The sequence below is a fragment of the Shewanella psychrophila genome, assembly GCF_002005305.1.
GTDB lineage: Bacteria > Pseudomonadota > Gammaproteobacteria > Enterobacterales > Shewanellaceae > Shewanella > Shewanella psychrophila.
In genome coordinates, this window is record NZ_CP014782.1 from 5,888,636 (window position 1) to 5,903,521 (window position 14,886).

At 44.3% G+C, this 14,886-nt stretch carries 18 protein-coding genes; 9 read left to right on the top strand and 9 right to left on the bottom strand.

The genetic code is table 11. From position 1 onward, the window contains the following. Positions 1–297: 297 nt before the first annotated feature. The 3 genes from sps_RS25785 to sps_RS25795 all read left to right on the top strand — a co-directional run bounded on the left by sps_RS25785 (position 298) and on the right by sps_RS25795 (position 1,898). The gene (locus sps_RS25785) at positions 298–726 is read left to right on the top strand and encodes a hypothetical protein (protein WP_077755113.1); all 429 of its coding nucleotides are present in this window, start codon (positions 298–300) and stop codon (positions 724–726) included. Positions 727–728: 2 nt separating this feature from the next. Next, on the top strand, positions 729–1,151 hold the full coding sequence (locus sps_RS25790) for a hypothetical protein (RefSeq protein WP_077755114.1): 423 nt from the start codon (positions 729–731) through the stop codon (positions 1,149–1,151). 78 nt (positions 1,152–1,229) lie between these two features. Further along, positions 1,230–1,898 carry an NAD(P)H-binding protein gene (locus sps_RS25795; RefSeq protein ID WP_077755115.1) on the top strand — a complete coding sequence of 223 codons (669 nt, stop codon included), beginning with the start codon at positions 1,230–1,232 and terminating at the stop codon, positions 1,896–1,898. A gap of 31 nt (positions 1,899–1,929) precedes the next feature. On the opposite strand, the gene sps_RS25800 is transcribed toward sps_RS25795, so the two are convergent. The 6 genes from sps_RS25800 to sps_RS25825 all read right to left on the bottom strand — a co-directional run bounded on the left by sps_RS25800 (position 1,930) and on the right by sps_RS25825 (position 5,996). Then, complete coding sequence (locus tag sps_RS25800; protein WP_237158154.1) at positions 1,930–2,757, bottom strand: rhodanese-like domain-containing protein; 828 nt, start codon at positions 2,755–2,757, stop codon at positions 1,930–1,932. Positions 2,758–2,811: 54 nt separating this feature from the next. Beyond that, positions 2,812–3,102 (bottom strand): hypothetical protein, encoded by a 291-nt coding sequence (locus sps_RS25805; protein WP_077755116.1) that lies wholly within the window; start codon positions 3,100–3,102, stop codon positions 2,812–2,814. Positions 3,103–3,143: 41 nt separating this feature from the next. Further along, positions 3,144–3,521 (bottom strand): GFA family protein, encoded by a 378-nt coding sequence (locus tag sps_RS25810; protein WP_077755117.1) that lies wholly within the window; start codon positions 3,519–3,521, stop codon positions 3,144–3,146. Positions 3,522–3,671: 150 nt separating this feature from the next. After that, positions 3,672–4,313: a SadB/YajI family lipoprotein gene (locus sps_RS25815; protein WP_077755118.1), complete on the bottom strand. Its 642-nt coding sequence runs from the start codon at positions 4,311–4,313 to the stop codon at positions 3,672–3,674. Between the two features lie 239 nt (positions 4,314–4,552). Continuing rightward, on the bottom strand, positions 4,553–5,047 hold the full coding sequence (locus sps_RS25820; RefSeq protein ID WP_077755119.1) for a peptidylprolyl isomerase: 495 nt from the start codon (positions 5,045–5,047) through the stop codon (positions 4,553–4,555). A gap of 118 nt (positions 5,048–5,165) precedes the next feature. Beyond that, positions 5,166–5,996 carry an isocitrate lyase/PEP mutase family protein gene (locus tag sps_RS25825; RefSeq protein ID WP_077755120.1) on the bottom strand — a complete coding sequence of 277 codons (831 nt, stop codon included), beginning with the start codon at positions 5,994–5,996 and terminating at the stop codon, positions 5,166–5,168. Between the two features lie 268 nt (positions 5,997–6,264). Here sps_RS25825 and sps_RS25830 point away from each other — a divergent pair, with 268 nt between their 5' ends. Beyond that, positions 6,265–7,668: a M28 family peptidase gene (locus tag sps_RS25830; protein WP_077755871.1), complete on the top strand. Its 1,404-nt coding sequence runs from the start codon at positions 6,265–6,267 to the stop codon at positions 7,666–7,668. Positions 7,669–8,018: 350 nt separating this feature from the next. Here sps_RS25830 and sps_RS25835 read toward each other — a convergent pair whose 3' ends face one another. Then, positions 8,019–9,128 carry a DSD1 family PLP-dependent enzyme gene (locus sps_RS25835; protein WP_237157954.1) on the bottom strand — a complete coding sequence of 370 codons (1,110 nt, stop codon included), beginning with the start codon at positions 9,126–9,128 and terminating at the stop codon, positions 8,019–8,021. A gap of 457 nt (positions 9,129–9,585) precedes the next feature. Here sps_RS25835 and sps_RS28380 point away from each other — a divergent pair, with 457 nt between their 5' ends. Beyond that, positions 9,586–9,825: a transposase gene (locus sps_RS28380; protein WP_149027364.1), complete on the top strand. Its 240-nt coding sequence runs from the start codon at positions 9,586–9,588 to the stop codon at positions 9,823–9,825. Positions 9,826–9,909: 84 nt separating this feature from the next. Here sps_RS28380 and sps_RS28730 read toward each other — a convergent pair whose 3' ends face one another. Further along, on the bottom strand, positions 9,910–10,092 hold the full coding sequence (locus tag sps_RS28730) for a hypothetical protein (protein ID WP_218919621.1): 183 nt from the start codon (positions 10,090–10,092) through the stop codon (positions 9,910–9,912). Between the two features lie 294 nt (positions 10,093–10,386). On the opposite strand from sps_RS28730, the gene sps_RS25845 reads away from it, so the two are divergent. Next, a complete protein-coding gene (locus tag sps_RS25845; protein ID WP_077755123.1) occupies positions 10,387–10,941 on the top strand; it encodes a DUF2799 domain-containing protein in 555 nt (184 codons plus the stop codon). Positions 10,942–10,989: 48 nt separating this feature from the next. Here the strand turns inward: sps_RS25845 and sps_RS25850 are convergent, their stop codons facing one another. Continuing rightward, positions 10,990–11,706 (bottom strand): glutamine amidotransferase-related protein, encoded by a 717-nt coding sequence (locus sps_RS25850; RefSeq protein WP_077755124.1) that lies wholly within the window; start codon positions 11,704–11,706, stop codon positions 10,990–10,992. A 100-nt stretch (positions 11,707–11,806) separates the two neighbouring features. Here sps_RS25850 and sps_RS25855 point away from each other — a divergent pair, with 100 nt between their 5' ends. The 3 genes from sps_RS25855 to nrfA all read left to right on the top strand — a co-directional run bounded on the left by sps_RS25855 (position 11,807) and on the right by nrfA (position 14,756). Further along, entirely contained in the window at positions 11,807–12,640 is an 834-nt protein-coding gene (locus tag sps_RS25855) for an AraC family transcriptional regulator (protein WP_077755125.1), read from the top strand. Positions 12,641–12,753: 113 nt separating this feature from the next. Next, entirely contained in the window at positions 12,754–13,005 is a 252-nt protein-coding gene (locus sps_RS25860; protein ID WP_077755126.1) for a DUF2999 family protein, read from the top strand. Between the two features lie 350 nt (positions 13,006–13,355). Next, positions 13,356–14,756 (top strand): ammonia-forming cytochrome c nitrite reductase, encoded by a 1,401-nt coding sequence (gene nrfA / locus sps_RS25865; RefSeq protein WP_077755872.1) that lies wholly within the window; start codon positions 13,356–13,358, stop codon positions 14,754–14,756. The last annotated feature ends 130 nt before the right edge of the window (positions 14,757–14,886 follow it).

Consider the following 14,886-nt stretch of genomic DNA (forward strand, 5'->3'; position numbering starts at 1 on the left):
TAGGTTTAACCTTCATTATTGAGGTCTACTTTTACAGTAACGCCATGTTAATCGCGAGTGACAGACGCTGGCCAATTGTTACAGACTATTTACTCCAAAGACCCAGTGAGGCGATCGTCATCAGCCTAGGTGCCACTTAAGTTAATCGACCACTTGATCTAGGTAGAGCCAATCAAACGCAGAGTTAGGAATGCGAGATTAGGCTGAAAGTTCATCCTTTGTAACACTCAAATAACAGCTAATGATTCAGATATACCTTAAGTTGATATTGATTCAATTTTCAAGGCACACAGGGATATGAATCCGACCATCAACAATCTCTACCTAAGGTTATACTTATTCATCCTCGGTACTAGCACCTTCTTTACAGGTTGTGCTTTTGCAGCTCAGCTCGATATCAAGCAGAGAGGGCTATCGGAGCAGCAAGCCCAAACGGTAAACCTATGGATAACCCATGGTATCGATGCAGTTGAACAAACACTCTCACCTATTCCCATGGATTCATTGACCATAGAGGTCGTAAGAAAAAGGTACGCCAAAGAACCTGTACCTTATGCACAAGTGGATCGAGGCTCTCCGACTAAAGTAAAACTTCAAGTTAACGCTAACGCCTCCCTTGAGGACTTTGTCAACGACTGGACCCTGTATCATGAGCTGTCTCACCTTTACCTGCCTTATCTGGATACCCCCTCATTTTGGTTAAACGAAGGCTTTGCATATACCTAACCATGTTCGGCGCAAAGGTCATAGATCAAAGCCAATATGAGGCTCGTATGCAAGACGGCTTCAACCGCGGCCAGGCCAGAACCCGCTCACACCCAGGAAGGCTCAGTGATGTGGCCGATGATATGTGGAACAGAGGTGCCTTTACCCGAGTGTACTGGTCTGGCGCCGCCTATTTTACCGAAGTTGACAGGGCCTTAATCGCTCAAGGCACAGATCTGACTTATGTCATAGGGCAATATAGCCAGTACTGTTTACGTCAAAATAGCTCTGGCTGGCAGCTCTTCACGCAACTGGACAAGGTAAGTCGTAGCAAAATATTTACCGACACTTATCTAAGATATTATCAACGTCGGGATTTCCCCTCGATTTCTTCAGGAACGCTGCAGAAAATTAGCCACCACTATCATTCAGAAACAGAAGCTTAGACCACTCCTCTCTCTATTCGCAGATCTTGAGAGTTAGCGTATGATAGATAAAGTTAAAGATAACAAGCTGAAATAATCATGGGACATACCGCACTAGTAATAGGCGCAACCGGAGTAGTAGGTCGTGAGCTTGTCGAGATACTAAGCCTCTCAGCCGATATAAAAAAGGTCACTACGGTAACGCGCCGCCCCATAGAATACCGTTCGGATAAAATCATTAATTATGTGGTGGAATTCGACCGACTAGAGCAATATTCATCTGTCTTCAAAGCCGATATTATCTTCTCCTGTTTAGGCACCACATTAAAACAGGCAGGCTCAATCGAACGACAAAGACAGGTAGATGTCGACTATCAATATCGAGCCGCTAAACTGGCTCAGTCCAATGGGATTAACCACTACCTTTTGGTCTCTTCCAGTGGTGCTAACCCTAACAGTTCAAGTGCCTACCTAAGAATGAAAGGCGAATTAGAAGCTAAGGTGGCTGAACTAGGCTTTAAGCGGATCAGCATTATTCAACCTTCCCTGCTGTTGGGCAATCGTCAAGATTTTAGATTGGGAGAGAAACTAGGCGCAAGCTTGCTTCCCTTAATATGCCGACTTCCGGTATTGAGTAAGTACCGTCCAATAACAGGTAAACAGGTCGCCGTTAAGATGTGCCAAATTGCACTTCAACAAGTTGTGAGTGTCGATAATAATGACGAGCCTAAGCTGCAATACTATCGACTCGATAAACTGTTTGATTAAGCTCACTTTGAATTTCAGCTCGGGGCTAGATTTAGTCATATTCTGAAGGGCCTAAGTTAGCCTCTAAGTAGCCCTTCAAACCTCCAGCCATAAAAAAGTAATTCTTCACCCCCTCCTTCTCAAGTAAATACTGTAACCAGCGGGTTTGCTTACCCACCGCATCATAGATGAGTAAGGCTAACCCATCCTTTTTCGCTTTCTTAATTAAGCCTAGAATTTTGTCAGATGAAGCGACGCGGGTGACTTTGGTCAATATGATCACATCCCGTTGAAAGTGTTCCCTGATATCTATCACCATGGCCTTTTTGCCTATTGCTGCAACAAAATCAGCGGGGGTAAGTAAATGAGCCTGACGCAAATCATCATCGATTAACTTATCCAGAGGCACCGGGCTCTCACCTAATAAGACTGCCGCATCCGGGTGTGCCTTAGTCCAACCAAAGATCCCTAAGTCAAACGTCGAAACACCTTTGATGCCGAACTTAACAGCCTTATCACAGGCCTTATAGGATTTTGCGCAGGTGATGCCATTACAATAAAACACTATGGGCCTTAGATCCCTTTCTCTAATCTTCATCAAGCGGGTAATAAAGCCTGCGTTGGATATTGAGATATTCACCGCATTCTTAATATGTAAGGTATCGAATTCATATTTTGATCTAACATCCACCAACACAGTAGAGTCTAACTGCCGATACAAGTCTTGATGAGATATGGTGGGAATGTCACGATATTTGTCACGCAAAGGAAATTGAATCTCATCGGCAGAAAAAGCCGTTTGAACGAAGAAAATAACAGACATAAGACTGATGCATAGTAATCCGATAAAACGAGAAAATATTTCCCCTTTCTTAATCATCACACTGCCCACCATTACTGAGGAAAGATCACCAAAATTGGCTTTCAATAAAGTTTAGTCAGCCCAAGCATGACCCGCAAGCCAGTACATTCTGGAGCAAATAGTTAGCATTAACCTTGCTACCTGTGTATTTGGGTTTATCGCAGTCGGGAGCTTATACCAAACCACATCCCCCCAAAGGGTAAAACAGGCAATTGAGAAAGCATAAGTTCTCCTGAGCAGACTAGTCCCCTTAACATGCTCGAATGAACCGTGATGAACATGCTTCATCACCGAGGGCTTTACCTTGTCTGATGCAACGGCACGAATTCGAAATATTACCTTTAGAAATAAGAGGATGGCCATAAGAGAGACCAGCCAGCGACATCTAGTTCTTTATGACGATATTAATCTAAATACTTCCAGCTATCTGCGCCATCGAAATGTCTGACCTTGATATCTTTCATCTTAGTGATAGGGGCCATGCGAAAATTAATGCCATATTTAGCATCAGGGACTTTATCCGTCGTTACATAGTGGGTCAGGCAACCACAGCTCTGGCAGTGATGAAATTCGATATACTCCTCTCCCCATCGATAAGCTTTTGTCGCCGGCACACTGGTTCCCGCAATATCCGTGATAAACGACAGCTGAACTTGGTTCGGCGTATAGTAACCCCATAGTGAACCATAACGATTACAGGTAGAGCAGTTGCAGGAAGTGAGTGCTTCAGGGGAGTGAGCAACTGTGATTTTCACATTGCCGCAATGACAGCTTAATTCCATTTTTAGTTCCAGTGCTTTAAAAGGTTAGCACCTTAAACTAAAGCAAGTCGCCGCGCTTAACAACAGCATTGCCGGCCAATAATGAGCTCATAAAAAATACAGATTTTCAGAAGAAAACCCCAAATTCTATGTGTTTGGGGTTTTAAAGTATTATAAACGTGTGGTTTTGGGCGTTAAAAAGTCATCTTTACCTAAGGTCAGCTGACTCTTTTGACTAGCATCTTTGTTCTGCCACTGAGTCCAGGCTTCAGCCTGAGCCTCATCAACATTCGATTTATAGTCCTTGTACCAGACAGAGACCTGCTCAGTTTGGTCTACGAGTTTCAGCTTCTCTAACCATGAATCGAATTCAGGGTTTTGTGGACTAAACTCAGGATTAAATTTCCCTTCGAGCTCGGTCTTGATAGGGCGAAGCTGGAAACCATTGCCATAAATATAACGCAGCAGAACATAATATCGCTTACCAGCTTCGACATCTGCATTTAAGAAAGTTGCAACCGATGGCAGTGTAGTATGAGACATAAACAGATGATGGCCAGGCTCAACGTTTTGCACCATCATAGTTTTAGAGCCTAACATGCCATAAAAGGTCTTATCCTCGCCTTTCACATCATATAGGCCAACCAAAAAAGCACCGCTTATGCTATTAGCGGGGTTTAAGAATATAATCTGCGCCTTGTCGGCTTGTGGGAGTTCAATAACTTGCTGAGTAGAAGGTGTGATGAATGGTTTGCCTGCACAACCGCTTAAACTCATGATCGCGATTAGCGTTATTAACTTCAAGTATTTCATTGGGTTTCCTTGTTATGAAATGTATTCCCTCATAAATCGTCGATAATGAATTCATATATCGTCCGAGCATATGAGAGATGGCGCGAATATTAGCGAGTGAAAACAAACAATTCAACAACATTTACATCACATTAAACGGTAAAAACCAGAATGATATGTCACCTAATGGATTGATAACGAATAAAAGCAGCGCTACTTGCCATTGCAGCAAGATAACCCCCTAGCGCTTACCCTAATGATTAATCATTAATCGTAACCTTCTCGACGATAATAGGCTCCCGCGGTACATCATCGTGCCCCATCTTCGACGTGGTTCTGGCCTTTTCAATCTTTCTCACCACATCCATGCCAGCAGTGACTGCGCCAAATACTGCATAACCCCAGCCAGAATTAGTGGTACCAGTGTGATCGAGAAAATCATTATTACCAAGATTGATAAAAAACTGACCCGTTGCAGAGTGAGGCGCATCGGTACGTGCCATGGCCAAGGTGCCTTTAACATTTTTTAAGCCTCGATTGGCTTCGTTGACTATTGCCGCACGAGTGGGCTTTTCATCCATATCAGCAGTAAAACCACCACCTTGAATCATAAACCCCTTGATCACTCTATGAAAAATAGTCCCTTCATAGAAACCATCCTCACAATATTTCAAGAAGTTTTTCGAGCTCACTGGCGCGGTTTCCATATCGAGTTCAATCTCAATATCGCCAAAATTGGTGGTAAAAATAATCATGATAAGTCGCTTTGATAGTAAAAATGATAAAGGCAAAGTATACCCTGAAACCACAGCAAGGGCTTAAATCAGCAGCTTTATCTTCCATGATTTACGCCTTGATTCCTTAATCATTAATTTACCTCGAGCACATGAGCAAGGTATTCATTTCATTATAATTGAGACATTCACACTGCTCAGTGTCTTTACAAGAGACCTTAGATGGTTTCGATGTGCGTTTTAAAGTCGAGTATGCACCGAGGAAACTCCCAGGCCCTACACTGAATCTGGTAACCCCAAATTTAAGCAGAGTACCGGCTCGCTTTGAAACAGCTAAGTGATCGCCAGCTAACATAAAACTCAGTGGCATAGTGAGTTCAACACGCAATCTCGATGCGATATGCTCAGAATCTATTCCGGGAATAAAGCCACAATCAGCGCCAGCGGCTTGATAACGAGTTAAACGAGACTTAGTCATATCAAGTGCTTCACCATGCTCTGCAAGCTCTCGAAGGTACACATCGGTTCTGGCATTGATAAATACCTGCCCGCAAGATGAAGATGCCCGTATCGCTACTATTTTTGCCACCAGCAACTCAGGTGATTGATCGCCATCCTCTATGTTGATACCAACCACGCCTAAGCGAACCAGCTCAGCCACTAAAGACACCACATCTGCAGGTTTATCGCTATAGCCATCCTCTATATCTACAGTCACAGGCAACTTGCTCACTCGCATGATATTCGCAACAGCAAACAGCAATGCATCGACCGGAAGCTCACCGCCATCGGCATAACCTAATGACCAAGCTAGTGATGCACTACTGGTCGCCAATGCTTTGGATCCTGACGCTTGTACCACCGCCGCGCTGGCGGCATCCCAAACATTCACCAACACCAGAGGTGAAGTCCCCATGTGCAACTGATGAAAGGCTTCAAGCTGTGCGCTAAATTGAGTTTGCTTATCCATTATATGACTCCGTAGCTAGATAGTAATTATCGCCAAGCACTCTAACAAGCGCTCGCTTATCATCCTCGCGGGAAACGGAACTCAACACAGATTGACCTAAAGTTGCTCCTATTACCGACATAATGGGCTGGAGCAGTCAGGATACCCAGCAAGACATATCGGCTAACAATTCTCCAGTTTCTCTCTCCCCTTGTTTGGTTATTTTTTGATAGAGTAGGCATCAAAATAATAATAAATCGAGATATCCATGCCCAGCCAGACTCCCTTTATGAATCGCCACTCATTCACTGCTAAACGCTTCGTTTCCGTGCTGCTGGTGACTGGTTCGCTCAGCTGTGTATTATTCGCCACCAGCAGTAAGGCCCAAGGTACGGCTCCAACTACCGCCCCTTCTCAGGAAGATATGCGCCTCTATGATATTGCTACGGCACCAAGCGCCGACAGGCTGCGCAGTGATGTTGAGAAACTAGTAAGCTTTGGCACACGCCATACCTTGTCAGAGACAAAATCTGATACCCAAGGTATAGGCGCAGCGAGGCGCTGGATTAAAGCCGAGTTTGAACGTATATCCGCTGACTGCGGTGGCTGCTTGGAGGTCATAACTCTGTCCGACACAGCCACAGGCAAGCGCATACCTAAGCCAACGGAAGTGGTTAATGTCATCGCCATCCAGCGCGGTACGCTCGCGCCTAAACGTGTAGTCATGATGAGCGGCGATATCGATTCTCGCGTCACCGATGTGATGGACTCGACCTCAATTTCACCCGGCGCTAACGATAATGCATCCGGTGTTGCAGGTGCTCTTGAAGCGGCTCGCGTGCTATCTAAATATCAGTTTTCCGGCACTATCGTCTACGCCGCACTATCCGGTGAAGAGCAGGGCCTCTATGGCGGCGCAACACTGGCTCAATATGCCAAGGATAATGACTGGCAAGTACAAGCGGTACTCAACAACGACATGATAGGCAACATCGAAGGCATCAATGGCGTCATCGACAATCACACGGTACGAGTATTTTCTGAAGGGGTTCGCATCGCAGAAACAGCCGATGAAGCCAAGGAACGTTATTTCAGCGGCGGCGAGAATGACTCGGCATCGCGTAATCTGGCACGCAAGATTAAGACCTTAGCCGATCAATACATGACAAATCTGGATGTTATGATGGTTTATCGTTTAGATCGCTTCGGCCGCGGCGGCCATCACTTGCCCTTTAATAAGGCTGGTTTTCCCGCTGTACGTATCATGGAAACCAACGAAAACTACAACCGTCAGCATCAGGATATCCGTGTCGAAAACGGCATAGCCTACGGCGATGTGATTGAAGGCGTGGATTTTGACTTTAATGCTAAGCTCACCGCACTCAACGCCATCAGTCTTGCTTCCATGGCCTGGGCGCCAGCGCCGCCTGAAACCGTCACCATAGAAGGCAAGGTCTCAGCCAGTACCACACTCAATTGGCAGCCAAGTAAGCAACAAGATATTGTTGGTTACCGCATCTACTGGCGCTTAACCACCCAATCAGAGTGGAGTCACAGCCGCTATGTGGGCAAGGTGAATTCATTCAAATTAGATAATATGGTTATCGACAACTATCTATATGGCGTCGCCAGCGTAAGCGCAAACGGCAATACCAGTCCGGTAGTCTTCCCCGGTGTAGCTGGAGCATTTTGAAACTATACGGGCAAGGTGAATTCATTCAAATTAACTAATATAATTATCGACAACTATCTATATGGCGTCGCCAGCGTAAGCGCAAACGGCAATACCAGTCCGGTAGTCTTCCCCGGTGCAGCTGGAGCATTTTGAAACTATACGGGCAAGGTGAATTCATTCAAATTAACTAATATAATTATCGACAACTATCTATATGGCGTCGCCAGCGTAAGCGCAAACGGCAATACCAGTCCGGTAGTCTTCCCCGGTGCAGCTGGAGCTTTTTAATCAATAGCACAGATAAAAAACGATAGATTCTGCACTGCAGAATCTATCGTTTAAAAAGAGAACTTAAGCCGGCTAACGACTCAGTCGCTTCTTCCTCGTCCGGCGATATCCCAGCTATTTATCACTCTATCACCGCGAATACCGTATAAAGTTGAATAGCTATTCAAGGTCGTATCACAGTGACTAGGAAGCATCATCAAGCGCTGACCTATTGCCAAACCTGCATGATTGTCAGCCAGATGTAAGATGCCATGTTCATCACCACCTGTCTGATAGCGGATATCCTCACGATCTTCTACCAGTGGCATTCCCATATCGATTGATAGACATTTCATACCGGCATCTACCACGGCACGCTCCTTGGTAGGATGACTAATAACTGTGGTCCACACCTTCAAGGCATTGCTAAACTCATCGTTGATGGCTCGTCCTTCGCGGTTGCCAATGCCTCGGTACGCCGCATCCATAAAGATGTAAGATCCAGCCTGGATTTCGGTAAACCCCAGACCGTCATAAGCTTCATAGGTGCCAGTCCCGCCGCCACTGATCACGTCAGGAGCCAAGTTCATCGGCCTGAGATGACTATCGATAAATTCAAATATCCCCACCACAGCCGTTCGAGCCTGTGCCTGCCGCTCATTAAACCCCTTCACATGTTGCAGGTGACCACTGTATGCCTGAATTCCACGGTAACTTACGCCATCTGTTGCTTGAATCAGCTCAATGAGTGTCACTAGAGGCTCACCCACTGCAACGCCACAGCGCTGCTGACCACTTTCTACCTCGATCAATAGCTCGACTGTGATACCTGCATCCATGGCATATTTGCCTATTCCCAAAATATGGTCGGCGTGATCCACCACCTGACAAAATTTCCCTTCGGGATAGGCCAGATGCAGAGCGACCAGACGTTGATACTTGATAGGATTGGCAATGGGCGTTGTGATAAGAATGTCTTCAATGCCCGCTTCAGCCATCACTTCGGCTTCCCCTAACTTAGCAGTACAGATCCCCTCGGCGCCTAAACTTAATTGCTTCATCGCCAAAGCTGGAATTTTATGGGCCTTAGTATGTGGCCTTAATTTCACACCTTTAGCTGAGACCCTCTGCTGCATGGCGACCAAATTCGCGTCCATAGCATCCAGATCCACCAATAAGGCGGGGGTGTCCAAATTATCGAGCGTCATCATAACTCCTTAATACTGATTTATGCCTCATATTACGCTGAAGCAGGCTCAAGTCAGACACTAAATTTGACCACCATTATTTTTTGCACTAATCAAAAGCAATTTTGCTCCACTTTGGTGAACATCATCTCCGAGTTTCAGCTCTGAAATAATCAGTAAAAAAATAAACATCAAAGTTATCAAAGCTTAAGGTAGAAACGTCTGAATTGGCATGAAACTTACATACCTATAAGTGAGTATGTGATTTATGTTTTAGCATTTAAGTCGAATAAGGAGTCCTCATGAGTAAATTAGTAAAGCTAGGTTCATGTCTCAATCTGCAATGGCAGTTTTTCTTCCACCTTGGCGTCAGTCAATGGGATGTCGAATAACCCATACCGCAGCAAATAATGATTTAATCCTTATTAATCATGACAAGGTAATGACACTGATAGGTATTAGCCGTCATTCAGGAGTAGAGATGAGTATAAAGAGCATGACGCCAAAACTGGCACAGCGTATCGTCAATCGAGTAAAGACCAGCGACAGTCTGCTGTCGGATGTAGCCAAAGAATTTGGTGTATCGACCAAAACGGTATACTTGCTGGTCAGGCAGAGTGAACAAAGGGGCGGTCGTACCAACACATTAAAATCAGAGATCAACAAGCTAACCCAGAAACTTAAGCAACTAATCCTGGAGCTCAAGTTAACTAAACACTAATCCAATACCCATGGATATCATTATGGCTCCTGCTAAGGAGCTCCCTTAAGAGGGCCTTATACCGATTGATATAATTCTGTCGTTTTATATCTTCTCAACCAGGCAATCTAGGAAACTAAACAAGAGTTCAGGCATCAACTCAGAGTACTCGAAAATTTGACGTGGGCAAGCTGCACTGCTTGCCAGAATTTTAGTCGATGGCAAGACTCCCGGCATATCATTGTGCCAATGGCCCACAACCTCTTGATGCTTAAAATGACTAAGCATGGAATGATTCAGCCCTATGTCTGTCAGACACTATTAGAAAAATATCAGATCGCTCAATAATACCAATCGGTATAACGGCTAGTTAATCTCCGCTCAAAGCAAAACCAAAGAGAAACAACAACGCTACCAATCACGATCACAAACCAAACTAAGAAACCACATCAACACACAAAAACCAAACATACCCACATCAAATTAGGGTCAATCTGATGCAGATGTAAATAAAAATCAAAGAGAAAGGTTTCGTGCGTGTATCTCTGTTAAATTACCGCCCTATATTCGATGGGAGATATCATGAAATTTAAAATTCTTGCAGTATTAACAGCCCTAAGCCTGACTCAATGCTCAAGTATGAATATGGAGCAATGCCAACTTGCAGATTGGTATTCTATAGGTATGAGTGACGGCAATAACGGCGCAGTGTCTTACACCGTCAATGACTATATCAAAGACTGTAATGAGTTCGGTTTAGCCGTGAATAGCGAAAAGTGGACTGCAGGCTATCAAGCCGGACTTAAGAACTACTGCCAGACAGAAAATGGTTACAAGCTGGGATTACAAGGGGCTTACTACAATGGTGTTTGCTCCAATAACGAATTCCTAAAAAGATATAATGAAGGTCATCGTAAATACGAGATAAAACAGCGGATCTCAAGTATTGAATCGAGACTGGAAGATATCAATCATGAAATAACCAGCCTCAATAAAAAAATTAATGCAGGCCAAGAGGTCGCTAATAACAAAGAAGACAAAAAGAGCCTGAAACGAGAAGAAAATAAGTTAGAAAAAGAGCTAATGCTGCTGCGTATCGGTGCTGCAGATATCCTCCCGATTCAATTCATCTTCTAAGCCTTAATCCTAAACTGGGGCTTTAAATAGGCCCCTCATGCCAGAGTCTTACAATGTAAGCCTATAGTTATCGACTAGATCATCAAGGAAAGAAAACAATAATGTGTTCATATTTATAGTATCAGTTGCAAGCAGAACTTCCCTACTCTGAACCCAAGGCTCATTCGTCACCAAACTCGCATCCAAACCAGCGTTCACTAGCTCTCGCATGCTTTCCTTGGTGAACTCCAGGTGACATTGGAAGCCATAAATCAGCTCAGAGTACTCGACAATTTGACGTGGGCAAGCCGCACTGCTTGCCAGAATTTTCGTCGATGGCAAGACTCCCGGCATATCATTGTGCCAATGACCCACAACCTCTTGATGCTTAAAATGACTAAGCATGGAATGACTCTGCCCTACGTCTGTCAGAGTAATTGGGAAGTAACCAATTTCAGTATTTGGGCTAGACTCAAACTTGGCGCCCAGTGCTTCACCAATCAATTGTGCCCCCAGACATACCCCAAGAATTGCTTTACCCGCCTCAATACACTGGCTGATTAGATTGATTTCGTTTTGCGCACTGAAATGGGCGCACTCTTGTACTCTGGTTAACGGAGATTGAGGCCCGCCAAGGATAATTAGCAAATCGAAATCAAGCTGACTTGGTAATGCATCCCCCAGATATAACCGGGAACTGGTTTGTTTAAAACCTCGGTCGGTTATCCACTGAGTAAACGCCCCGGGACCTTCATAAGATTCATGGATAATAAAATGAACATGCATAGCGATACCTCATCAATTTGCTGAATGAAGCGTCATGCTATCGAAAAAAACTACGTCTTAATCTATGCTATAAGCCATTAAACATCGATAAGTCGCCACAATGAATAAAGTGCGAGAAAAATTAGCCAATGAACAAATAAGCCATGCTGACACTAGCCAAGTCATCGCTAAGACGATTGATATGCCAAGCAGTTTTGTTGATGACTGGCATTCACACCCCTGGCATCAGATCATTTTTCCAGTCTCAGGGCTACTGCAATCTGATATTGGTAAGATGAGCTTTATCGTTCCTCACAATGGTATGCTCTTTGTTCCGGCAAATACACCACATAAGTCAGTAGCCGTCACTCAAACCCGGTTCTTATCCCTCTACTTAAACCCACACTTAAATTCAAAACCGTTAAACACAAAGCAGTTGACCACAAAGCAGGGCATTAAATTTTTGGATAAGCCAAAATCTTGCCTAGTGACCCCATTTCTAAAAGAGCTACTCCTGCACTTGATACGAGGCGAACAGGCCACACAAACAGAAGAGATGACAACACATCTGCTTTTAGTCCTCAACGATCAACTCGAGCTAGCAAACAGTTATCAGATCCCACTATTAATCCCCGGTGATCGCAGACTAAAAATGATATTTTCTCAGCTAAAGCAACAGCCAGATTTACAGCTCACGTTATCTGATTGGGCGAAAAGGGTTGGCGCATCACAAAGGACACTATCGAGACTGTGTAACAAGGAATTTAATCAATCCTTTTCACTCTGGAGACAAAATGTCCGATTAGTGCTGGCACTGCAGTATTTAGAAAGCAAACTGCCCATTAACAGCATAGCCCTTGAGCTGGGGTATAAATCAGATTCAGCCTTTATCCATGCGTTTAAGAAGTTATTCAAGCAAACACCTAGCCAATACCGAAAGAGCGCCCTCGACTAACATGCTTACAGAAAGCTAAGCGGGTACATTTATTTTTTTAAAGCCCCGAAATGCGCTTTGATGAGTGATAGAATCGATGCCTGTTTAATTTACAAACCATACAAGGTAGTGCAATGAACCCCATTCTTGCGATCTTAAAAGAACACAATGTCAGTGATACACAGATCAAAGATCTGTTCCAGACGCTGACTGAAAACCCTATGGCAGCGATGGCCACAATCGGCCAGTTAGGCATCCCCCCAGAGAAACTACAACAGCTAATGGGGCTTGTCATGCAAAACCCTGCCCTGATAAAAGAAGCGGTTGTTGAGCTAGGTCTGGATTTCTCGAAAGTTGAAGCCGCAAAAGCACAGCTACAGAAATAAGCTAATTTTGACTCATTAACCCTGAGTTATATCAATCGATATTAAGTGAACTGTTCTTGGGGCTTTATCTGCCCCAAAACAGATAAAATCAATACTTATAGACCTCATTTCAAAGCCAAATCAACGTTTTTCCAGTCCTTTAACCTCCTTGCTTACCTTATCCATCCCCCTGTTTTAATTAAGTGCCCCCTCAATTAAAAAATCCTTACCGCACCATTAAAGAAAGTAAACTATTTTTAGCACTCCATTGGTTCTAACATCTTCCTATCGAATCTTCTGGGTTACTTGATCACATCACCTCCAAATCGAGTTTTCAAGTTAATCAATAGAAAGGAACGTAAATGAAACCAATGACTTTAAGGCTCACGCCAGTTAGTTTCCTCATATCATTAGCCCTTGTACCTTCATCTTTTGCCTATGCGCAAGATGAAGGTCAGGGGCTTGACCCACGCAGTGAACAGTACACTAAGAAGTTTCCTAAGCAGTATAAAAGCTGGAAAAAAACCACTGATTACAGTGACAAAGTTGATGAGGTAGCTGAAAATCCAAACCTAGTTATTTTATGGGCTGGCTATGCCTTCTCAAGAGATTACACCCGTGCCAGAGGGCATCAATATGCTGTTACTGATCTAAGAGAGACCCTTAGAACCGGCTCTCCCGATGAAAAGCAGCCCGACATGATGCCTATGGCTTGTTGGAGTTGTAAGGGACCCGATGTACCAAGAATGATCGCCGAGCAGGGCGAGGATGGATTTTTCTCAGGTAAGTGGAGTAAAGGTGGCTCAGAGATAGTCAACACTATCGGTTGCCAAGATTGCCACGAACCAGGCTCTTCAAAGTTGCGAATGGCGCGCCCCTTTGCCGAGCGTGCCATGGAGAGCATAGGTTTAAAGTGGGATGATGCAAGTCGAAAAGATAAACAAGCCATGGTCTGTGGACAGTGTCATGTCGAGTATTACTTCGAGGGTAAAAATAAAAAAGCTAAATTCCCATGGGATAATGGAGTAAAAGCTGATCAGGCTGAAGCTTACTTCGACTCTATTAACTTTACCGACTGGACACATCAGCTATCGAAGACGCCGATGCTTAAAGCACAACATCCAGACTATGAGACATGGAGTCAGGGAATACATGGCCAAAACAATGTCACCTGTATCGATTGCCATATGCCAAAAATAGTCAACGAGCAAGGTCGCAAGTATACCGATCATCGGGTGGGTAACCCTTTCGATCGTTTCGAGCAAACTTGTGCAAGTTGTCACGAGCAGACTAAAGAGCAATTACAAGATATTGTTGCCCAGCGAACAGCTAAGATTAATGAGCTTAAAGTAAATGCTGAGACCCAGTTAGTACATGCTCACTATGAAACAGCAGCTGTGCTAGCAGCAGGTGCAACAGATGCAGAAGTTCATGACATTCAGCAAGATATTCGTCATGCACAATGGCGCTGGGATCATGCTACCGCTTCACATGGCATAGCCATGCATAATCCTGATGAAGCACTCAGAGTATTAGGCACGGCTATCGACAGAGCCGCCAATGCCCGCATTAAGTTGGCTAGACTACTGAGCAGTAAAGGAGTCAAGCAACCTGTCGCTATTCCAGAGATTTCAACCAAGGCAAAAGCACAAGCCGCTATCGGCTTAGATATGGATAAACTTAACACAGAGAAAGCGCAATTTATTGAAAAGGTCATCCCTCAATGGGATGAAGAGGCAAAGTTAAGAGAAGCCAAATACGATAATAATTAACCTTCACACGATCCCCCTGCTCACATGGATGTGAGCAACCACTAACAATGCCCTCCATAATGAGTAACTTCCCCTCACTAGCTTTCCAATAAATGAGGCAATGAAATAAATGAGGCAATGAAATAAATGA